The sequence below is a fragment of the Streptomyces sp. NPDC050703 genome (assembly GCF_040654435.1).
Lineage (GTDB): Bacteria > Actinomycetota > Actinomycetes > Streptomycetales > Streptomycetaceae > Streptomyces.
This window is the reverse complement of record NZ_JBFAHX010000017.1, coordinates 97,032-117,408: the sequence shown is the minus strand read 5'-3', so window position 1 is coordinate 117,408 and position 20,377 is coordinate 97,032. Positions and strand designations below refer to the sequence as shown.

The 20,377-nt window shown below is 70.4% G+C and carries 22 protein-coding genes; 12 read left to right on the top strand and 10 right to left on the bottom strand.

Features of this window, described 5'->3' with window-relative positions; translation table 11 throughout:
• Positions 1-93: 93 nt before the first annotated feature.
• From glmU to pth, 4 genes are all read left to right on the top strand, one after another.
• Complete coding sequence (gene glmU, locus AB0I16_RS18270) at positions 94-1,542, top strand: bifunctional UDP-N-acetylglucosamine diphosphorylase/glucosamine-1-phosphate N-acetyltransferase GlmU (protein ID WP_363250411.1); 1,449 nt, start codon at positions 94-96, stop codon at positions 1,540-1,542.
• 116 nt (positions 1,543-1,658) lie between these two features.
• Entirely contained in the window at positions 1,659-2,633 is a 975-nt protein-coding gene (locus AB0I16_RS18265) for a ribose-phosphate diphosphokinase (protein WP_062781571.1), read from the top strand.
• A gap of 190 nt (positions 2,634-2,823) precedes the next feature.
• Entirely contained in the window at positions 2,824-3,417 is a 594-nt protein-coding gene (locus AB0I16_RS18260) for a 50S ribosomal protein L25/general stress protein Ctc (RefSeq protein WP_363250409.1), read from the top strand.
• A gap of 73 nt (positions 3,418-3,490) precedes the next feature.
• Positions 3,491-4,093 carry an aminoacyl-tRNA hydrolase gene (gene pth, locus AB0I16_RS18255; RefSeq protein ID WP_363250408.1) on the top strand — a complete coding sequence of 201 codons (603 nt, stop codon included), beginning with the start codon at positions 3,491-3,493 and terminating at the stop codon, positions 4,091-4,093.
• A gap of 54 nt (positions 4,094-4,147) precedes the next feature.
• Here the strand turns inward: pth and ppc are convergent, their stop codons facing one another.
• Positions 4,148-6,892 carry a phosphoenolpyruvate carboxylase gene (gene ppc / locus AB0I16_RS18250; protein WP_363250407.1) on the bottom strand — a complete coding sequence of 915 codons (2,745 nt, stop codon included), beginning with the start codon at positions 6,890-6,892 and terminating at the stop codon, positions 4,148-4,150.
• A gap of 303 nt (positions 6,893-7,195) precedes the next feature.
• On the opposite strand from ppc, the gene AB0I16_RS18245 reads away from it, so the two are divergent.
• Both AB0I16_RS18245 and AB0I16_RS18240 read left to right on the top strand, forming a co-directional pair.
• Complete coding sequence (locus tag AB0I16_RS18245; RefSeq protein WP_363250405.1) at positions 7,196-8,227, top strand: fatty acid desaturase; 1,032 nt, start codon at positions 7,196-7,198, stop codon at positions 8,225-8,227.
• A complete protein-coding gene (locus AB0I16_RS18240; RefSeq protein ID WP_363250404.1) occupies positions 8,224-8,910 on the top strand; it encodes a TetR/AcrR family transcriptional regulator in 687 nt (228 codons plus the stop codon). Before AB0I16_RS18245 ends, AB0I16_RS18240 begins: the two co-directional genes overlap by 4 nt.
• Positions 8,911-8,918: 8 nt before the next feature.
• Here the strand turns inward: AB0I16_RS18240 and AB0I16_RS18235 are convergent, their stop codons facing one another.
• Together AB0I16_RS18235 and AB0I16_RS18230 are read right to left on the bottom strand one after the other, a co-directional pair.
• A complete protein-coding gene (locus AB0I16_RS18235) occupies positions 8,919-9,281 on the bottom strand; it encodes a VOC family protein (RefSeq protein ID WP_363250403.1) in 363 nt (120 codons plus the stop codon).
• A complete protein-coding gene (locus AB0I16_RS18230) occupies positions 9,275-10,111 on the bottom strand; it encodes a trans-aconitate 2-methyltransferase (RefSeq protein ID WP_363250402.1) in 837 nt (278 codons plus the stop codon). Before AB0I16_RS18230 ends, AB0I16_RS18235 begins: the two co-directional genes overlap by 7 nt.
• Positions 10,112-10,247: 136 nt before the next feature.
• Between AB0I16_RS18230 and tamR the strand changes: the two genes are divergently transcribed.
• The gene (gene tamR / locus AB0I16_RS18225; protein WP_062781554.1) at positions 10,248-10,745 is read left to right on the top strand and encodes a MarR family transcriptional regulator TamR; all 498 of its coding nucleotides are present in this window, start codon (positions 10,248-10,250) and stop codon (positions 10,743-10,745) included.
• On the opposite strand, the gene AB0I16_RS18220 is transcribed toward tamR, so the two are convergent.
• Positions 10,704-11,519 (bottom strand): response regulator transcription factor, encoded by an 816-nt coding sequence (locus tag AB0I16_RS18220; protein WP_363250401.1) that lies wholly within the window; start codon positions 11,517-11,519, stop codon positions 10,704-10,706. The genes tamR and AB0I16_RS18220 overlap by 42 nt on opposite strands.
• Before the next feature lie 259 nt (positions 11,520-11,778).
• On the opposite strand from AB0I16_RS18220, the gene AB0I16_RS18215 reads away from it, so the two are divergent.
• The gene (locus tag AB0I16_RS18215) at positions 11,779-12,243 is read left to right on the top strand and encodes a GNAT family N-acetyltransferase (RefSeq protein ID WP_363250400.1); all 465 of its coding nucleotides are present in this window, start codon (positions 11,779-11,781) and stop codon (positions 12,241-12,243) included.
• Between the two features lie 15 nt (positions 12,244-12,258).
• Here the strand turns inward: AB0I16_RS18215 and AB0I16_RS18210 are convergent, their stop codons facing one another.
• Positions 12,259-12,909 carry an ATP-binding protein gene (locus AB0I16_RS18210; RefSeq protein WP_363250399.1) on the bottom strand — a complete coding sequence of 217 codons (651 nt, stop codon included), beginning with the start codon at positions 12,907-12,909 and terminating at the stop codon, positions 12,259-12,261.
• Positions 12,906-13,163: a hypothetical protein gene (locus AB0I16_RS18205; protein ID WP_363250398.1), complete on the bottom strand. Its 258-nt coding sequence runs from the start codon at positions 13,161-13,163 to the stop codon at positions 12,906-12,908. Before AB0I16_RS18205 ends, AB0I16_RS18210 begins: the two co-directional genes overlap by 4 nt.
• Positions 13,164-13,362: 199 nt before the next feature.
• On the opposite strand from AB0I16_RS18205, the gene AB0I16_RS18200 reads away from it, so the two are divergent.
• Complete coding sequence (locus tag AB0I16_RS18200) at positions 13,363-14,226, top strand: helix-turn-helix transcriptional regulator (protein WP_363250397.1); 864 nt, start codon at positions 13,363-13,365, stop codon at positions 14,224-14,226.
• Positions 14,227-14,229: 3 nt separating this feature from the next.
• Complete coding sequence (locus AB0I16_RS18195) at positions 14,230-14,442, top strand: DUF397 domain-containing protein (protein WP_363250396.1); 213 nt, start codon at positions 14,230-14,232, stop codon at positions 14,440-14,442.
• A 28-nt stretch (positions 14,443-14,470) separates the two neighbouring features.
• Here AB0I16_RS18195 and AB0I16_RS18190 read toward each other — a convergent pair whose 3' ends face one another.
• The 4 genes from AB0I16_RS18190 to galT form a co-directional block, all read right to left on the bottom strand.
• A complete protein-coding gene (locus AB0I16_RS18190; protein WP_363250395.1) occupies positions 14,471-14,812 on the bottom strand; it encodes a DoxX family protein in 342 nt (113 codons plus the stop codon).
• Between the two features lie 94 nt (positions 14,813-14,906).
• Positions 14,907-16,061, bottom strand: a complete 1,155-nt coding sequence (gene galK / locus AB0I16_RS18185) for a galactokinase (RefSeq protein WP_363250394.1) — start codon at positions 16,059-16,061, stop codon at positions 14,907-14,909.
• Positions 16,062-16,064: 3 nt separating this feature from the next.
• Positions 16,065-17,039: a UDP-glucose 4-epimerase GalE gene (galE, locus tag AB0I16_RS18180; RefSeq protein ID WP_363250393.1), complete on the bottom strand. Its 975-nt coding sequence runs from the start codon at positions 17,037-17,039 to the stop codon at positions 16,065-16,067.
• Positions 17,036-18,136 (bottom strand): galactose-1-phosphate uridylyltransferase, encoded by a 1,101-nt coding sequence (gene galT, locus AB0I16_RS18175; protein WP_363250392.1) that lies wholly within the window; start codon positions 18,134-18,136, stop codon positions 17,036-17,038. The genes galE and galT overlap by 4 nt, the downstream gene beginning before the upstream one ends.
• Before the next feature lie 225 nt (positions 18,137-18,361).
• Between galT and AB0I16_RS18170 the strand changes: the two genes are divergently transcribed.
• Both AB0I16_RS18170 and AB0I16_RS18165 read left to right on the top strand, forming a co-directional pair.
• Complete coding sequence (locus AB0I16_RS18170; RefSeq protein WP_363250391.1) at positions 18,362-20,047, top strand: sodium:solute symporter family protein; 1,686 nt, start codon at positions 18,362-18,364, stop codon at positions 20,045-20,047.
• 27 nt (positions 20,048-20,074) lie between these two features.
• Complete coding sequence (locus AB0I16_RS18165) at positions 20,075-20,359, top strand: hypothetical protein (RefSeq protein WP_363250390.1); 285 nt, start codon at positions 20,075-20,077, stop codon at positions 20,357-20,359.
• The last annotated feature ends 18 nt before the right edge of the window (positions 20,360-20,377 follow it).

The window sequence follows — 20,377 nt, the reverse complement described above, 5'->3', positions numbered from 1 at the left end:
CCGCTCCCGTTTCCACCCCCCTACGCCCCGGTATCCTGCGGATGTCCTCCCCCAGAGGAACCCCAACCCATCCGAAGCCGAAGGGCACCCTCCGTGAGCGCAACTTGCCCGGCCGCCGTCGTCGTCCTCGCTGCGGGTGAGGGAACCCGTATGAAGTCGGACCTCCCCAAGGTCCTGCACGAGATCTGTGGCCGTTCCCTCATCGGCCACGTCCTTGAGGCCGCCTACGCGCTCTCGCCCGAGCAGCTCGTCACCGTCGTCGGCTTCCAGAGCGAGCAGGTCCGTGAGCACCTGTCCGCCGTCGCCCCCCAGGTCCGTACCGCCTACCAGGCGGAGCAGAACGGCACGGGGCACGCCGTCCGCATCGGTCTGGAGGAGCTGGGCGGCACCGTCGACGGCACGGTCGTCGTGGTGTGCGGCGACACCCCGCTGCTGACCGGCGCGACGCTGTGCAAGCTGGCCGAGACGCACAGCGGTGACGGCAACGCCGTGACGGTGCTCACCGCCGAGGTGCCGGACGCGACGGGCTACGGCCGCATCGTGCGCGACGGTGCCAACGGCGCGGTCACCGCAATCGTCGAGCACAAGGACGCCTCCGAGTCGCAGCGTGCGATCCGTGAGATCAACTCGGGGGTGTTCGCGTTCGACGGGCGGCTCCTCGCGGAGGCGCTCGGCAAGGTGCGCACGGACAACAGCCAGGGCGAGGAGTACCTGACGGACGTTCTCGGCATCCTGCGTGAGGCGGGTCACTGGGTGGGCGCGGCGGTGGCCGACGACCACGAGGAGATCGCCGGCATCAACAACCGTGTGCAGTTGGCGCAGGCGCGCAGGACGCTGAACGACCGGCTTCTGACGGAGGCCATGCTGGCCGGTGTGACGGTGGTCGATCCGGCTTCGACGTGGGTGGACGCGACGGTCGTCTTCGAGCGTGACGCGGTCGTGCATCCGGGGACGCAGCTCCATGGTTCGACGAGTCTGGGCAGGGGTGCCGAGGTGGGGCCGAACACGCGGCTGACGGACACGAAGGTGGGTGCCGGGGCGCGGGTCGACAACACGGTGGCGAACGACGCGGAGGTGGGCGAGGGGGCGGTCGTCGGCCCGTTCGCGTATCTGCGGCCCGGTACGCGGCTGGGTGTGAGGGCCAAGGCGGGTACGTTCGTGGAGATGAAGAACGCGTCGCTGGGCGAGGGCTCGAAGGTGCCGCATCTGTCGTATGTGGGGGACGCGACGATCGGTGAGCAGTCCAATATCGGTGCGGCGAGTGTGTTCGTGAACTACGACGGTCAGGCGAAGCACCACACGACGGTGGGGTCGCATGTCCGTACCGGTTCGGACAACATGTTTGTGGCGCCTGTCACGGTCGGGGACGGTGCTTACACCGCTGCGGGGTCGGTGATCACGAGGGATGTGCCGGCGGGTTCGCTGGCCGTGGCGCGGGGCCAGCAGCGGAATATCGAGGGCTGGGTGGCCCGTAAGCGTCCGGGGAGCGCGGCTGCGAAGGCGGCGGAGGCGGCGTCGCGGGAGACGGACGGCACAAGCTGACCGGAAACGGGTGCGTCTGACACGGCGTACCGTGATAGGTGCACATATTCGGCCGGCTCGACGCACCGGGACGCGTGGGTACGGCAGCGGGAAGAACTCTCTGAGGAGACAGTGCTGTGACCGGGATCAAGACGACCGGCGAGAAGAAGTTGATGCTCTTCTCCGGCCGCGCCCACCCCGAGTTGGCCGAGGAGGTCGCACACAAGCTGGGTGTCGGCATCGTGCCGACGAAGGCCTTCGATTTCGCCAATGGTGAGATCTACGTCCGTTATCAGGAGTCGGCGCGTGGCGCGGACTGCTTCTTGATCCAGAGCCACACCGCTCCGATCAACAAGTGGATCATGGAGCAGTTGATCATGATCGACGCGTTGAAGCGCGCGTCGGCCCGCTCCATCACGGTGATCGTGCCGTTCTACGGTTACGCGCGGCAGGACAAGAAGCACCGTGGCCGTGAACCGATCTCGGCGCGTCTGATCGCCGACATGATGAAGACGGCGGGTGCGGACCGCATCCTCACGGTGGATCTGCACACGGACCAGATCCAGGGCTTCTTCGACGGCCCGGTGGACCACCTGTTCGCGCTGCCGATCCTGGCGGACTACGTGGGTGCGAAGGTCGACCGTTCGAAGCTGACGGTCGTCTCGCCGGACGCCGGCCGGGTGCGGGTCGCCGACCGCTGGTGCGACCGTCTGGGCGCGCCGCTGGCGATCGTGCACAAGCGCCGTGACAAGGACGTCGCCAATCAGGTCACCGTGCACGAGGTGGTCGGTGAGGTGAAGGGCCGTGTCTGCGTCCTGGTGGACGACATGATCGACACGGGTGGCACGATCTGTGCCGCCGCCGACGCGCTGTTCGCGCACGGTGCGGAGGACGTCATCGTGACGGCGACGCACGGTGTGCTGTCGGGTCCGGCCGCGGACCGGCTGAAGAACTCGAAGGTGAGCGAGTTCGTGTTCACGGACACGCTGCCGACGCCGGGTGAGCTGGAGCTGGACAAGATCACGGTCCTGTCGATCGCTCCGACCATCGCCAACGCGGTGCGTGAGGTCTTCGAGGACGGTTCGGTGACGAGCCTCTTCGAGGAGCAGTAGGACGCCGGAGCCCCGGCTCCTGAAGATCCTTTTGGGTGTGGCCTCCCGGCCGAGTAGACTCGTGGAGTTGCTCGGCGAGGGAGGCCGCACTTTTTTCCGGTGCGGTGGTCCGTTATCGACGCGCTCTTCGTAGCAGGCCAGTCGTATGGCCGGGTAACCCCATCCGACACCTGTTGTACGAGGAGTGCACATGTCCGAGGTCAAGATCTCCGCTGAGACCCGTACGGAGTTCGGCAAGGGCGCCAGCCGCCGCATCCGCCGTGAGGACAAGGTTCCCGGCGTTCTCTACGGTCACGGCACCGACCCGGTCCACCTGGCGCTGCCGGGTCACGAGCTGCTGCTCGCCCTGCGTACGCCGAACGTCCTGATCTCCCTGGACGTGGACGGCAAGACCCAGCTCGCCATCCCGAAGGCCGTCCAGCGTGACGTCCTGCGTCAGGGCATCCTGACCCACGTCGACCTGCTGCTCGTGAACCGCGGCGAGAAGGTCACGGTCGAGATCCCGGTCCAGACCGAGGGTGAGCTGGCCCCGGGCTCCAACCTGCTGGAGCACGTCCTGAACACGCTTCCGGTCGAGGCCGAGGCCACCCACATCCCGACCGAGGTCACGGTCTCCATCGCGGGCCTGGAGGCCGGTGCGTCGGTCCTCGCCAAGGATGTCCCGCTGCCGTCGGGCTCCACGCTGGCGATCGACGGCGACGCCGTGGTCCTGCAGGTCCTGGCCGCGCAGGCCGAGGAGGCCCCGGCCGAGTCCGCCGAGGGCGACGCGTCCGCCGAGGCCTGATCCTCGCGGCGTACATCCGGCACGGCAGCCGCCGCTCCCTCGGGGGGCGGCGGCTGCCGCGTATGAAGGAGACATGCAGGTGACGACCGATGCCAGTGCGCCGTGGCTGATCGCTGGTCTGGGCAATCCGGGGCCCGAGTACGCGATGAACCGGCACAACGTGGGTTTCATGGTGGCCGATCTGCTCGCCGAGCGCATGGGCGGCAGGTTCAAGCGGGCCGCGAAGGCGCAGGCCCAGGTGGTCGAGGGCCGGATCGGTCCGCCGGGTCCCGCGAGCCGTCGCGTCATCCTGGTGAAGCCGATGTCGTACATGAACGTCTCCGGGGGTCCGGTGACGTCGCTGCGCGACTTCTACAAGGTGCCGACCGAGCACATCGTGGCGGTCCATGACGAGCTGGACATCGACTACGGCGCGCTGCGGCTGAAGCTGGGCGGCGGTGACAACGGGCACAACGGCCTGAAGTCGATGACGAAGGCGATGGGCCCGGACTATCACCGGGTGCGGTTCGGCATCGGGCGTCCGCCGGGCCGTATGCAGGTGGCGGACTTCGTCCTGAAGGACTTCTCGTCCGCCGAGCGCAAGGAGCTCGACTACTTCGTGGACCGGGCGGCCGACGCGGTGGAGTCCTTGGTCTCGGAGGGGCTTGAGCGGGCGCAGAGCACGTACAACTCCTGAACCGCGAAGGAGGGGGCGCCCCGGGCGGGGCGCCCCCTCCTTCGTGGCGCCGGGTCAGCCGGTGTTGCGCAGTCCGGCCGCGACTCCGTTGACGGTGAGGAGGAGTGCGCGCCCGAGCAGGGGGTCGGGCTCGGCGCCGCTCTCCGCGGCGTCGCGCTGTCGCTTGAGCAGCGCGACCTGGAGGTAGGAGATCGGGTCCAGGTAGGCGTCGCGGATGGCGAAGGTCTGCTGGAGCACCGGGTTGGAGTCGAGCAGTTCCTGGCCGCCGGTGATGCGGAGGATCTCCCGTACGGTCAGGTCGTGTTCGGCCTCGATGGCGGAGAAGACGTGCTTGAGTTCGTCGGGGACGAGGGTGTCGACGTAGTGCCTGGCGATCCGCAGGTCCGTCTTGGCCAGCGTCATCTCGACGTTGGAGATGAAGTTGCGGAAGAAGTGCCAGTGCTCGTGCATCTCGTCGAGCACGGTGTCGAGTCCGGCTTCGCGCAGTGCCTTGAGGCCGGAGCCGACGCCGAACCAGCCGGGGACGATCTGCCGCGACTGGGTCCAGCCGAAGACCCACGGGATGGCGCGGAGGCCGTCGAGCGAGACGCCGGAGCCGGGGCGGCGGGAGGGCCGGGAGCCGAGGTGCAGGTCGGCGAGCTGGTCCACCGGTGTCGATGCGAGGAAGTACGCGGGCAGGTGCGGGTCCTCGACGAGTTCGCGGTAGGCGGTGTGGGCCGCGTCGCTCACGACGTCCATGGCGGCGTCCCAGCGGGCGAGGGCCTCGTCGGACTGGCGCGGCGCGGTGTGCAGGGCAGATGCCTGGAGCGTCGCGGCGACGGTCAGCTCCAGGTTCTCGCGCGCCAGTGAGGGCACGAGGTACTTGTCGGAGATGACCTCGCCCTGCTCGGTCACCTTGATCTCGCCCTCCAGGGTGCCCCAGGGCTGGGCGAGGATCGCGTCGTGCGAGGGGCCGCCGCCGCGGCCGACGGTGCCGCCGCGGCCGTGGAAGAGGCGCAGGCGCACCCCGTAGCGGTGGGCGACGTCGCGCAGCCTGCGCTGGGCGCGGTGGATCTCCCACTGGGAGGTGGTGATGCCGCCGAACTTGGAGGAGTCGGAGTAGCCGAGCATGACCTCCTGGACGTCGCCGCGGAGCGCGACCAGCCTGCGGTAGGAGGGGTCGGCGAGCATTTCGTCGAGGATGACGTCGGCGGCGCGCAGTTCGTCGGTGGTCTCCAGGAGCGGCACGATGCCGATCTTGGCCCAGCCGGCGTGCAGGTCGATGAGGCCGGCCTCGCGGGCGAGGACGGCGGCGGCGAAGACGTCGTCGGCGCCCTGGCACATGGAGATGATGTACGACTCGACGACCTCGGGTCCGAAGACCTCCAGGGCGCGCTTGACGGTGTGGAAGACGCCGAGGGTCTTCTCGCCCGCCGCGTCGAGCGGTGCGGGGGACGGGGCGAGGGGGCGCCGGGAGCGCAGTTCCTTGGCGAGCAGCTTCTGGCGGTACTCGCGGGGCATGTCCGCGTAGCGCCAGGACTCCTCGCCGAGGCGGTCGAAGAGCTGGCCGAGGGCGTGGTGGTGGGCGTCGGCGTGTTCGCGTACGTCCATGGTGGCGAGCTGGAGGCCGAAGGCGGCGAGGGTGCGGATGGTGCGGTTCATCCGGCCTTCGGCGAAGAGGCCGCCCTTGTGCTCGCGCAGCGAGGCTTGGATGAGTGTGAGGTCCGCGAGGAGTTCGGCGGTGCCGAGGTAGTCGCGGCCCGGCTCGTGGGTGGTGCCGTTGGCGAGGCGCTGCTTGGTGTTCTCCAGCTTCTGCCGGATGCAGGTCGCCTTGAGGCGGTAGGGCTCTTCGGCGTTGAGCCGCTTGTAGCGGGGGCTGATCTCGGGGAGCCGTTCCAGGTCGTCCTGGAGGGACGCCGTCAGCTCGTCGGTGGCGCCGGTGTAGCGGATGGAGTTGGAGAGGAAGCCGCGCAGCTCGTCGATCATGGCGAGCGCGTCGTTGATGCCGTGCTCGTGCTGGAGGATGAGGACGTCCCAGGTGACGGCGGGTGTCACGTTGGGGTTGCCGTCGCGGTCGCCGCCGATCCAGGTGCCGAAGCTGAGGGGGCGGGTGCCTTCGGGCAGCTCGACGCCGACGCGCTCCAGTTCGGATGTGAGGTCTTCGAGGACGTCTCCGACGGCGCCGGCGTGCAGCTCGTCGAGGTAGTAGATGGCGTTGCGGGCCTCGTCGGCGGGCTCGGGGCGTACGACGCGGAGTTCGTCGGTCTGCCAGACGAGGTCGATGTTCTCGGCCAGTCGGGTGTCGTGGCGGCGCCGGTCGGACTCGATGACGGGGGTTTCGAGGAGTTCGGCGACGCGGCGGAGCTTGTTGAGCACCGAGCGGCGGGCGGCCTCGGTGGGGTGTGCGGTGAAGACGGGCCGCACGTTGAGGTGGCGGACGGTCTGGCGCAGGTGCTCGGGGTCGGCGTCCTTGAGGCGGTCGGCGGTGCGGGCGAGGAGTCCGCCCTCGGCGGCGCGCCGGGCGCGCAGCTCGCGGCCGCGGTGGACCTGCTCGGTGACGTTCGCGAGGTGGAAGTAGGTGGAGAAGGCGCGGACCAGCTTGGCCGCGGTCTCCAGTTCGGTGCCGCCGAGGAGCTTGGCGGCGGCCTCGCCGTCCTCGCGCGTCAGGCTGCGCACCTTCTCGACCAGTTCGAGGAGCTCGGGGCCCTCCTGGCGTACGAGGGTTTCGCCGAGGAGGTCGCCGAGGCGGCGGATGTCGGCGCGCAGCTCGGTGCTGGCTGTGCTGGTGGCCTGGCGGCCCTGGTCGTCGGCACTGCTCACAGGTGCGGCTCCTTGCAGTGTTGAAGCACGTCTGGGAGGGGACCCGGGTGTGGGCCCGGGGATAAACAGAGCGGACCGCGCTGTCCGACCGTTCCTAAGGATAGGTGTCACTCCAGGGCACGGGCTCGCGGCCTCTTGCCGCGAGGCTCCGCGCTGCCATACTTACGTCGCCGTAGGTTACGGAACCGTAGGAAACGCAAGAATCACAGCGGGAGTGTGCCGGACGGTGGCTCCCCGCGTGCGGCGGCGCCGTGCCCGAGCGCTCACTCCCACCTGAACCCTCGACCTCTCAGGGGACTGCCCATGACGACAACTTCCGATGCGCCCTCCGACGCCGGTGTGATCGACGACGCTTCCGGGGCGGGACGGGCGGGTTCCGCCGTTCCGTCCGCGACGCTGGGCGGTGAACAGAAGCGTTCCCTCGAACAGATCACCCTGCTGCTGTTCATCGTCGTTCCGTTCCTGGCCCTGGTGGCGGCGGTGCCGTTGGCCTGGGGCTGGGGGGTGAGCTGGCTGGACCTCGGTCTGCTGGTGTTCATGTACTACCTGGGCTGCCACGGCATCACGATCGGTTTCCACCGGTACTTCACGCACGGTTCGTTCAAGGCGAAGCGGCCGCTGCGGATCGCGTTGGCGGTGGCGGGGTCGATGGCCGTGGAGGGGCCGCTGGTGCGCTGGGTGGCCGATCACCGCAAGCACCACAGGTTCTCCGACGCGGAGGGTGACCCGCACTCGCCGTGGCGCTTCGGCGAGACGGTGCCGGCCCTGATGAAGGGCCTGTGGTGGGCGCACATCGGATGGATGTTCGACGAGGAGCAGACGTCGCAGGAGAAGTACGCGCCCGATCTGATCAAGGACCCGGCGATCCGTCGCGTCTCCCGGCAGTTCCTGCTCTGGACGATCGTCTCGCTCGGCATTCCGCCGCTGGTCGGCGGTCTGGTGACGATGTCCTGGTGGGGCGCGTTCACCGCCTTCTTCTGGGGTTCGCTGGTCCGCGTGGCGCTGCTGCACCACGTGACGTGGTCGATCAACTCCATCTGCCACGCGGTCGGCAAGCGCCCCTTCAAGTCCCGTGACCGCTCGGGCAACGTGTGGTGGCTCGCGGTCCTGTCCTGCGGGGAGTCCTGGCACAACCTGCACCACGCCGACCCGACGTCGGCGCGGCACGGCGTGATGCGCGGCCAGGTCGACTCCTCGGCGCGGATCATCCGCTGGTGCGAGAAGCTGGGCTGGGCGTACGACGTGCGGTGGCCGTCGAAGGCGCGCATCGAGGCCCGTCGTGCCCCGGCGGCGGCCGACTCCCGCCGCGAGGCGCACTCCGCCGACGCGGCATGATGGACGACGTGGCGACCGACTCCAGCAATGCAAGCCCTGCCGGCAAAGAGAAGCAGCCCCGGCGTACCCGGCGTACGCGGATGACGGGTGCCGAGCGCCGGGAGCAGTTGCTGGACATCGGCCGCACGCTGTTCGCGGCGAAGGGCTTCGAGGGCACGTCGGTGGAGGAGATCGCGGCGAAGGCCGGGGTCTCCAAGCCGGTGGTGTACGAGCACTTCGGCGGCAAGGAGGGCCTGTACGCGGTGGTGGTCGACCGCGAGATGCGCCAGCTCCTCGACATGGTGACGAGCGCGCTGACGGCCGGGCATCCGCGGGAGCTCCTTGAGCAGGCGGCGTTCGCCCTCCTTGACTACATCGAGAAGTACACGGACGGCTTCCGCATCCTGGTCAGGGACTCCCCGGTGGCCCAGTCGACCGGCACCTTCGCGTCCCTGATCTCCGACATCGCCACGCAGGTCGAGGACATCCTCGGCCAGGAGTTCAAGGGCCGCGGCTTCGACCAGAAGCTGGCCCCGCTGTACGCGCAGGCGCTGGTCGGCATGGTCGCCCTGACGGGTCAGTGGTGGCTGGACGTCCGCAAGCCGAAGAAGGCGGAGGTGGCCGCCCACCTGGTCAACCTGGCCTGGCACGGCCTGGACGGCCTGGAGCCGAAGCCTCGGCTGATAGGCCACAGGAAGAGCTGAGAGCCGGGTCAGGCCAGGGGTTCGAGGAATTCGAGCCGGTTTCCGACCGGGTCGTGGGCGTAGCAGCGGCGGTGGCCCGGCAGGTCGTGGTCCCAGGTGACGTCGGCGCCGTGGGAGGCCAGGCGTTCGGCGAAGGTCTCGATGCCGGCGACCCGCAGTCCTGGATGGGCCTTGCGGGCGGGCCGGAAGTCGGTCTCGATGCCGAGGTGCAGCCGGACGCCGCCCGCCGCGAACCAGCAGCCGCCGCGCGCCGCGAGGGCCGGCGGCTTCGGTTCCTCCGTCATGCCGAGGACGCCGACGTAGTACGCGCGCAGGGCGGGCTCGCTGCCGGGCGGGGCGGCGAGCTGGACGTGGTCGATCGCCGTCAGCACCGGGCGCCGCCGTCCTTGCGGGCCACCGCGAAGACGCGGCGGAAGGGGAAGACGGTGCCGTGCTCCGTCGCCGGGTAGGCCCCGCGCAGCAGCTCCCCGTACTCGGTGAGGAAGCGCCGTGTGGCGTCCGCGTCGTCCGCGAGGGCCGTGAGGACCGGCCGGAGACCGGTGCCCTTGACCCAGTCGAGGACGGGGTCCTCGCCCGTGAGGAGGTGCTGGTAGGTGGTCTCCCAGGCGTCGACCTCGCAGCCGAGTGCGGCGAGCCGTTCCAGGTAGGCCCCCGGTGACAGCACCGCGTCGGCGTGCCGCAGCCGCCCGCCGAGCCGGTCCCGCCACCGGGGCGACTCGGTCAGCTCCCGCATCAGGACGTGGCTGGGGGCGTCGAAGTTGCCGGGCACCTGGAAGGCGAAGGTGCCGCCGGGGGTGAGCGCGTCGACCCAGGCGGGGAAGGCGTCGGGGTGGCCGGGGACCCACTGCAGGGTGGCGTTGGAGACGATCAGGTCGTACGTGCCGGGGGCGGGGGTCCAGTCCGTGGCGTCGGCGGCGGCGAAGTCGAGGCGCCCGCCCTCGCGGGTGGGCCCCGCGAACCGCTCGGCCTCGGCGAGCATCCGCGGGGAGTTGTCGTAGCCGGTGATGTGCGCCGTGGGCCACCGCTCGGCGAGGAGCCGTGTGACGTTGCCGGGGCCGCAGCCGAGGTCGGCGATGCGCGGGGGTCCGGCGGCCGGGCCGGGGAGCGCGGGGACGCGGGCGAGCAGGTCGACGAAGGGCCTGGCCCGGTGGTCGGAGTGGCGCAGGTACTGGGCCGGGTCCCAGGTGGCGGCGGTGGACACGGGGGCCTCCTCGGCGTGCGGCGGCGGGTCTGCCGCCGGGCTCGGCGGCGTGCGGGGCTGGTCTGCGGCCATCCTCCCCCCGAGGTATCTTGACGTCAAGAGACTTCACGTCGACATACCCCCTACACTGATCGTCATGGAGGACGAGGTCGATCGGCTGGTCGCGGCGTGGCGCAGGGAGCGCCCGGACCTCGACGTGGAGCCGCTTGAGGTGCTCAGCCGCGTGAGCAGGCTCGCGCGGCACCTGGACCGCGCCCGCAGACTCGCCTTCTCCGAGCACAGCCTGGAGCCGTGGGAGTTCGACGTGCTCACCTCGCTGCGGCGCGCGGGCGCGCCCTACCAGCTCTCCCCCGGCCAGCTCCTCACGCAGACCCTCGTGACGTCCGGCACGATGACGAACCGCATCGACCGCCTGGCGAAGAAGGGCCTCGTCGAGCGCCTGCCCGACCCGAGCGACCGCCGCGGGGTCCTCGTGCGGCTCACCGCCGAGGGCCGGGACCGCGCGGACCAGGCCCTGGCCGGGCTCCTGGAGCAGGAGCGGGCGATCCTCGCCGAGCTGTCCCGCGCCCAGCGCGGTGAACTGGCGGCGCTGCTACGCCAGTTGACCGCCCCGTTCGACAACATCCCCGGCTAGGTCGACCGGGCCCACGCCCGCGCGCCTGGCGAGCGCGACCGCCGCGAGCGTGGAGTGCACGCCCAGCTTGCCCAGGACGTTCTGCATGTGCGTGCGCACCGTGTGCGGGGAGAGGAACAGCCGCTCCGCCACCGCCTTCCTGCCGAGGCCCGCCACCATGCAGCGCAGGACCTCGCGCTCGCGCGGGGTCAGCGACTCCACGAGGCGCTCGGACTCGGTGCGGTGCTTGCGGGCCGCGGTCAGCTCCCGCAGGACGCCGGTGAGCAGGGCGGGCGGCAGGTGGGTCTCGTCGCGCAGGACGCCCCGTATGACACTGAGCAGGCGCGACAGGGAGCAGTCCTTGGCGACCCAGCCGGAGGCGCCCGCCTGGAGCGCGAGGGCCGCGCGGCGCGGGTCGTCCTTCTCGGCGAGGACGACGGTGCGCACGGCGGGCTGGCCCGCGCGGACACCCGCGACCAGGGAGATGCCGTCGACGAGCCCCTCGGCGCTGCCCTCCTGGACGGGGGTGGCGACGGGTGTCCCCCCTGCGCGTGCGAAGCCGAGAGGCTGGGGGAGGCCGCCCTGGAGCGCGCTCGCGGTGGCGCCGAGGTCGGCGTCGACGAGCAGCACGTCGAATCTGCGCCCTTCGGTGACCGCACGCTCCAGGCAGCGCAGCGCGGCGGGGCCGCTGCCGGCCGCGGACACGTCGACGTCGGGCTCGGCCGCGAGCGCGGCGGCGAGTGACTCGGCGAAGATGCGGTGGTCGTCGACGACCAGTACTCGAATGCGAACCACAGAAACCCCCTTCCCCACGCTCCCCTGAAGGAGCGGGGGATCCCATCGGGTAACGGCCGGTACGGGTACGACGCCGTGACCCGGGGTCGCCACGGTCGCTCGGCCGCCGCCGTGCGATGAGTGCTTCCCCCGGGCCGGGCGCCGTACCCGACTGTCTCGCCCCCTGATCAGTGCCGGCCCCCACCGGCACTGTTCTTCAGAGTAGGGCCGCACGCCGGGAGGGGAAGCTGATTTGCAGAACTGATAGACCGACGCGTTTATGGTGGGCCGCATGTTTCGTATGGAGACAGGAGTCGACAAGGAACGGCTGGCGGCGCTCCGGGCGCGGCTCAGCGAGACGAACACGGCGGCGTCACCCGAGCTGCGCGCGCTGCGCGGCACGGTCGACGACCAGGAAGTGCCGCTGGCCGTCTGGGTGTTGGACGCCTCGGGTGCCCTCGCGGGCGGTCTCGCCGCGCACACCTGGGGCCGCTGGCTCCATGTGGACCACCTCTGGGTCGACGACCACCACCGCGGCACGGGACTCGGGGCCCGCCTCCTCGCCGAGGCGGAACGCATAGCCCACGAGGAGCGGGCCTGCGTCAACTCCCGTGTGGAGACGTGGGACTTCCAGGCCCCCGGCTTCTACCGCAGCCACGGCTACGAGGTGGTGAGCGTGATCCCGGACTACCCGGAGGGCGTCAAGGAGTTCACCCTGACGAAGCGGCTGCTCCCGCCGGCCTGAGCGGGTGTCACCCTGTCACCCGGCGTCCCCGCCGGCCACGCCGACCTCGGCCCACACGGTCAGACCTCCGGGCCCGCGGGACCGTCCCCACCGGTCGGCGAGCGCGGAGACGATGACCAGGCCCCGCCCCGACTCGGCCTCGTCCGGCGCCGCTTCAGGGAGCCCTCCCGCCGCCGCGCCCACCGGGCCGCGCCCCTCGTCCGTGACGCCGAGGGTCAGCACGCGGCCGGTCAGCGCCAGGGCGACCGTGACCGTCTCCCCACCGCCGTGCACGAGAGCGTTGGTGACCAGCTCGCTGGTGACGACCTCCAGGGTGTCCACCAGGTCCCGCGGCACCTCCCAGGCGCGGGCGGCGTTCCGTACGAAGCGGCGAGCGGCCGGAGCCGAGGCGGGCTCCGTGCCGGGCAGCCGCCGCACGGCGAGACTCTCCGGCTCGCTCCGGTGCGCGGCTCCGCCCAGGGCCGAGGGTGCTCCGGCCGGGTACGCACACCGGGTCTCGGCGATGAGCAGCGTGTCACCCAGAGCGCACGCGAGCTGGGCGGCCAGGGGTGCCAGCTCCCCCGCTCCCGGGCGGGGCCCGTCCAGTACGTGCCGCGCCCTCCCCAGCAGCCGCCGGGCGAGCCCGAGTTGCACATGCTCCAGGCCGGCCGTGTACTGCGACGTCATGCCGGCTCCAGCGTGCGGTGGATGTCGCGGACGTCGAGATCCACGCCGTACGTGACCCACCGGAGGGTGTCGCGCCGCAGCCGTGCCCTCTCCTCGTCCTCCCACGCCGCCAGGTAGGGCCGGACCAGCCGCGAGGCGCCGCCGTCGAGGGGCCGGGCTCTCGCGCAGTCGGCCGGCCCTCTCCGCATGACACTGCCCGCGACCAGCGGGGCAATCGGGCACCGACGGGTGCGCATGGGCGTACGAGGAACCATGGGCCTTCTCCTTCAAGGCTGTCCGGCAGGACATGGGAACCCTGTCACGGGAATCCCATGACAGGAGATCTATGGATGAGGGTTCACCGATGTGAGTGACGGGAGCGCCGAACGACGTTCGAGGGCCCGCCGGACTCATAGATTCACCTCGTTCGACACACGTCGCCCCGGCCGGCGACCACCAGAAGGCGAGGACATCGTGACCGCCACACAGACAGGCCCAGCCGGCAGGATGCAGATCGCACGCGGTCTCGTCGCACTGCGCGAACGCTGTGGGGCCACCCAGGCCCAGATCGCGGAGCGCGCCGGCGTCAGCACCACAACGGTGAGTCGCTACGAGATGTGGCAGGACCGGGCCCGCATCCGCTGGGCCACGGTGAGGGCCCTGGCCGACGCATGTGAGGCCACCGCCCAGGAGCGGGAAGCACTCGTCCGCATCGCCAAGTCGCAGGCCGACGGTTGGTGGGTCGGTAACAGCGCGGTGCCTGAATGGATGGACCCGCTCGTCTCTTTCGAACACGAGGCGGCCTATGAGCACGTATACGCCAACACCGTGGTTCCCGGCCTGTTGCAGACAAGGGAGTACGCACTCGCCATCCACCAGGCGCGCGAAGTCCGCAGCGGGAACGACGTCATCGAACGGATGGTGGACGCCCGAGTGGCGCGTCAGGAAATCCTCAGGAGGGACCCCGCACTGCATCTGTGGGCGATCCTGGACGAGGCGGTCCTCCACAGAACGGTAGGTGACGCGGACGTCATGGCGCGGCAGTTCAGGCACCTGCAAGAGGCGGCCGAAAGCCCGAACATCGACATCCAGATACTGCCGTTCGGCGCGGGCGCCCACGCGGCGGGAGCCGGGCACTTCGTGATCCTCGGCCGTGACGACGACAAGGACCCGCTCAACTCCATGGCCGTCGTGTACATCGAGATGCGCCGCCGAGGGTTGTATCTCGACGACGCCGAGGACGTCGCCGCCTATAAGTTGACCTTCGACTACCTTCGTTCACAGGCAGCGGACACGAAAGCGTCATCCCGGCTCATCACAAGAGCCCGACAGGAGTAGCCCATGACTGCAGCGTCGAGCACCGTCCCGGTCCCGGGAGCCGCCGCGTGGTTCAAGAGCAGCTACAGCGGTGGGGAAGGCAACGAATGCGTGGAGATCGCCATCGGGCGGACGGCAGTGGGCGTACGCGACTCCAAGGACCTCCACCGAAGCGCTTTGACCATATCCACCGCATCGTTCAGCGCATTCGTCGACGGCCTCAAAGCCGCGGTCTGAGCCGCCCAGGCCCCCTGGCCCGCCGGGATCACGCCGCCAGCCACAGCGCGGCGGCCACCGGGGCCGCGTACACCAGCGGGAAGGGGACGTGCGCGTACCAGCGGGCCCGGAGGACGAAGGTGAGCGCGCCGAGGAAGTACAGGATGAGGGCGATGCCGGCGGCCGCCCCGACGTACGGGATGAACAGGCCCGCCACCAGGCCCGCCGCGCCCGCGGCCTTGGCGGTGCCGAGCCAGGGGAGCCAGGACTCGGGGATGCCGTAGTCGGCCATGGGTCCGACGACCCACTTCGCGCGCTGGAAGACGGAGGCGGCCGAGAAGCCGACCATCGCGGCGGCGAGGACGGTGACGATGACGTGGGCGGTGGACATCGGGGGCTCCTTCGGGTTCTCGGTGGCTGTTCACTGCCATGACGGAACCCGTACGGAGAATGTGACCGCCCCGGGGAGGAACTTCCGCGGACCCTCAGACCTCCCTGCGCGCCCCCGCCGACGCCACCGCGGGGAAGACCCGCGGCACCGTGAAGCCCGCCGTCACGAAGGCGTCGAGGACCGACTTCGTGACCGCCTCCGCGTCCTCGGCCTCCACCAGGACGATCGCGGAGCCGCCGAAGCCGCCGCCCGTCATGCGGGCCCCGAGCGCGCCCGCCGCGCCGGCGGTGCTCACCACCAGGTCCAGCTCCGGGCAGGAGATCCGCAGGTCGTCGCGGAGCGAGGCGTGGCCCTCGGTCAGGACGGGGCCGATCGCGCGGACATCGCCGGCGTCCAGGAGGCCGATGACCCGCTCGACGCGGTGGTCGTCGGAGACGACGTGGCGGACGTAGCGGCGGACCCTGTCGTCCGTCAACCGGGACAGAGCCGCCGGCAGGTCCTCGTACGCCACGTCGCGCAGGTGGCTGACGCCGAGAACGCGGGCGCCCTCCTCGCAGCCCGCGCGGCGCTCGGCGTAGGCGCCGTCGCCGAGGGCGTGCTTGACGCGGGTGTCGACCACCAGGAGCCGCAGGCCCTGGGCGGCCAGGTCGAAGGGGACCTGGCGTATCGACAGGTCGCGGCAGTCCAGGTGCAGGGCGTGGCCGTCGGTGCAGCACGCCGACGCCATCTGGTCCATGACGCCGCAGGGGACGCCGACGAAGGCGTTCTCGGCGCGCTGGGCGGCGACGGCCAGTTCGGGGCCGGTCAGCCCGAGGCCGAACAGCTCGTCCAGGGCGTACGCGGTGACGACCTCAAGGGCGGCGGACGAGGAGAGGCCCGCGCCCGTGGGGACCGTCGAGGCGAGGTGCAGGTCAGCTCCGGTCACCGGGTGCCCGGCTTCCCGGAGGGCCCAGACGACCCCCGCGGGGTAGGCCGCCCAGCCGCCGTCCGACAGCGGCGTCAGCTCGTCCACGCGCAGCTCGGCGAGCGGGGCGTCGACGTCGGCGGAGTGCAGCCGCAGGACGCCGTCGTCGCGCCGGGCGACGGCGGCGACGGCGGTGTGCGGCAGGGCGAGCGGCATCACGAAGCCCTCGTTGAAGTCCGTGTACTCGCCGATGAGGTTGACGCGGCCGGGGGCCGACCAGACCCCGTCGGGCACGCGCCCGTACAAATCCTCGAACTGCCCGGCGACTTCGGATGCCGTACCCATGGCTTACCCCTTTCGCTGGGCGAACGCCCAGGCGTCGGCGACGATGCCCGCGAGGTCCGCGCGGGACGGGTGCCAGCCGAGCTTCTCGCGCGCGGTGGCGGCGGAGGCGACGAGGACCGCCGGGTCGCCGTCGCGGCGCGGGGCGCTCACCTCGGGGACGGGGTGCCCGGTGACCCGGCGGACGGTCTCGATGACCTGGCGCACGGAGAAGCCGTTGCCGTTGCCGAGGTTGCAGATCAGGTGTTCGCCGGGGGTGGCCGCGGCGACGGCGAGGAGGTGGGCCTCGGCGAGGTCGGCGACGTGGATGTAGTCGCGTACGCAGGTGCCGTCCTCGGTGGCGTAGTCGTCGCCGAAGACGCTGATGGCCTCGCGCCTGCCCTGGGCCACCTGGAGGACGAGCGGGATGAGGTGCGACTCGGGGTCGTGGCGCTCGCCGAACATGACACCTGACGCCGTGGCGTAGGCGCCCGCGACGTTGAAGTAGCGCAGTGAGACGGCGGCGAGGCCGTGGGCGGTGGCCTCACCGGTGATCATGTGGTCGACGGCGAGCTTCGAGGCGCCGTAGGGCGAGGTGGGCGCGGTGGGGTCGGTCTCCGTGATGGGGGTGCCGACCGGCTCGCCGTAGGTGGCGGCGGTCGAGGAGAAGACGAGTTTGCGCACGTCGGCGTCGCGCATGGCGGCGAGCAGCGCCATGGTGCCGCCGACGTTGTTGTCCCAGTACTTCTCGGGCTTGGCGACGGACTCGCCGACCTGCGAGAAGGCGGCGAAGTGCAGCACGGCGTCGTACGAGGGGTCCAGCCACTTGGCGGCATCGCGGATGTCGCCCTCGATGAACGCGGCGCCCGCGGGGACGCCCTCGCGGAAGCCGGTGGAGAGGTCGTCGAGGACGGTCACCTGGTGCCCGGCCTCGATCAGGTGCTGCGCCACCACGCTCCCGACATAGCCCGCGCCGCCGGTGACCAGGTACTTACCGCTCATGAACTCGCTACCTCTCGCAGTCGCTCGGCCGCGGCTTCCGGCGGCACGTCGTTGATGAACACGCTCATGCCGGATTCGGAACCCGCGAGGAACTTCAGCTTGCCCGAAGTGCGGCGAATCGTGAAAAGTTCGAGGTGGAGGGCGAAGTCGTCACGGGTGACGCCTTCGTGGCCCTCCAGCGCCCCGAAGGGCGCCTGGTGCCAGGCGGCGATGTAGGGCGTGGGGGACCGCGTGCCGGACGGCACCGTCCCGTCGGCGCCGTCCGGCACCGCCTCGTCGAAGATCCGGTCGAAGCGCCTCAAGAGTTCCAGATAGAGCTGTGGGAACTCTGTGCGCGCCGCCTCGTCGAGCGCGAGCAGGTCGGGCACGCGGCGCTTGGGGTAGAGGTGCACCTCGTAGGGCCAGTGCGCGGCGTACGGGACGAAGGCGACCCAGTGCTCGCCCTCCAGGACCACGCGCTCGCCCGCGCGTTCGTCGGCGAGGACGTCGTCGAAGAGGTTGCGGCCGCCGGTGCGCTCCTTGTGTCCGGCGAGGGAACGGAGCATCAGGCCGGTGCGGGGCGTGACGAACGGATACGCGTAGATCTGGCCGTGCGGGTGGCCGAGGGTCACGCCGATCTCGGCGCCCCGGTTCTCGAAGCAGAAGACCTGCTTCACGGCGGGCAGGTGGGAGAGCTCGGCGGTGCGGTCGGTCCAGGCATCGAGGACGAGGCGGGCCTGCCCGGGGGTGAGGTCGGCGAAGGACGCGTCGTGATCGGCGGTGAAGCAGACCACCTCGCAGCGCCCGGCGTCGCCCGCGAGCGAGGGGAAGCGGTTCTCGAAGACGACGACGTCGTACGAGGAGTCGGGGATCTCGCTGAGCCGGTCCCCCGAGGAGGGGCACAGGGGGCACTCGTCGGCCGGCGGGTGGTAGGTGCGGCCCTGGCGGTGGGAGGCGATGGCCACCGCGTCGCCGAGGAGGCGGTCCTCGCGGATCTCGGAGGTCGTGGAGACGGGGCCGAGCGGGCGGCCGTCGGCGGCCTCGCGGACCGCGTCGTCGCGCTCGTCGTAGTAGATGAGCTCACGACCGTCGGCGAGACGGGTCGAGGTCTTCTTCACGTCAGGGGCTCCTCACCACCTACCCAACAGAATCAAACATAACTAACCACAAGGCAACAGCTTCGTCAATGCCCGAGATCCCGTCAGGCGTTTCCCGTCGACGCCGGGCGGAATCGGGGCGCTCGATCACAATCAAACAAAGAACACCAACAGAACTGTTCAGTTCTTGACGGTAAAGGCGTAGGTTCCCGTCTGATCCGTTCGCGCAACGAAGCGAGTTCACGCATGCAGTCCCCCACACAGACCCTGGCCGAGGGGCTTCGGCTGCCCACCAACGGCCTCGACTACGCGATCCTGGCGATCTACTTCGCCGTGGTCCTCGGCATCGGCTTCGCCGCCCGCCGCTCCGTCAGAACCAGCCTCGACTTCTTCCTCTCGGGCCGCTCGCTGCCCGCGTGGGTCACCGGCCTCGCCTTCGTCGCCGCGAACCTGGGCGCCACCGAGATCCTGGGCATGGCCGCCACCGGGGCGCAGTACGGCGTCGCCGTCGTCCACTGGTACTGGATCGGCGCCATCCCGGCCATGGTCTTCCTCGGCCTGGTCATGATGCCGTTCTACTACCGCAGCAAGGTCCGTTCCGTGCCGGAGTTCCTGCTCCAGCGCTTCGACAGGTCGGCGCACCTGCTCAGCTCGGCGCTCTTCGCCTTCGCGGCGATCCTGATCGCGGGCGTGAACCTCTACGCCCTGTCGATCGTCGTCGAGGCGCTGCTCGGCTGGCCGCAGTGGGTGGCGATCGTCGTCGCGGGCTTCTTCGTGCTCGCGTACATCACGATCGGCGGCCTCTCCTCGGCGATCTACAACGAAGTGCTCCAGTTCTTCGTGATCCTCGCCGCGCTCATCCCGATCTGCGTCATCGGCCTGAAGAAGGCCGGCGGCTGGGACGGTCTGACCGGCTCGATCGAGAAGCAGCACGGCGAGAACTTCATGACCGCCTGGGGCGGCACCGGCATAGGCGACGCCAACCCGCTCGGCGCCAACTGGCTGACGATCGTCCTCGGCCTCGGCTTCGTGCTCTCCTTCGGCTACTGGACCACCAACTTCGCCGAGGTGCAGCGCGCGCTCTCCGCGAAGAACCTCAGCGCCGCCCGGCGCACCCCGCTGATCGCGGCCTTCCCGAAGATCTTCATCGTCTTCCTGGTGATGATCCCCGGCCTGGTCGCCGCCGTCCTCGTCCCGAAGATCGGCACGCCGGGCTCCGACCTCACCTACAACGACGCGATCCCCTATCTGATGCAGGAACTGCTGCCCAACGGCGTCCTCGGCATCGCGGTCACCGGTCTGCTCGCCGCGTTCATGGCGGGCATGGCGGCCAACGTCTCCTCCTTCAACACCGTGTTCACGTACGACATCTGGGCGAAGTACGTGGTCAGGGACCGGGAGGACGGCTACTACCTGAAGTTCGGGCGGCTCATCACCGCGATCGGTGTGCTCGCCTCGATCGGCACCGCCTTCATCGCGTCGTCGTTCTCGAACATCATGGGCTACCTCCAGACGCTGTTCTCCTTCTTCAACGTCCCGATGTTCGTGGTCTTCATCATCGGCATGTTCTGGAAGCGGGCGTCCATGAAGTCCGGCGTGTGGGGGCTGGTCGCGGGCACCACCGCCGCGATGGTCAACTACTTCTGGATCTACAAGCAGGGCGTCATCGACATCCCGACCGACCAGGGCGCCAACTTCGTCTCGGCGATCGTCGGCTTCGTCGCCGGTGCCGTCGTGATGGTCGTCGTCACGCTCTTCACCGCGCCCAAGCCGGAGGCCGAACTCGCCGGCCTCGTCTACGGGACGGCCTCGCCCGGCCTGGAGGACGACGGGGCCGAGGAGGGCGACGACGCCTGGTACCGCAGGCCGGCCCTGCTCGGCTGGGGCGCCGTCGTCCTCGCCGCCGCCTGCTACCTGCCGTACTCGCTCTAGCCAGAACTGATCGGAGGACCTGACACCATGTCTGATCTGCACAAAGAAGTCTCCGAGCTGGAGCGCGAGTCCGCGACGGCCGCCCGCCTCTTCGACATCCGGCGCATCATCGGCGGCCTGTTCGTCGTGTACGGGATCATCGTGACGATCGCCGGGATCGCCGTGTCCGACGCCGACCTGGACAAGGCCGAGGGCATCAACATCAACCTGTGGACGGGCCTCGGCATGCTCGCCCTCGGCCTGTTCTTCCTCGGCTGGCTGTGGCTGCGCCCCACCGTCGCCGCGCCCGCGCCGGAGTCCACGGACGGCTGACCGGCCCCGACGGGGCCC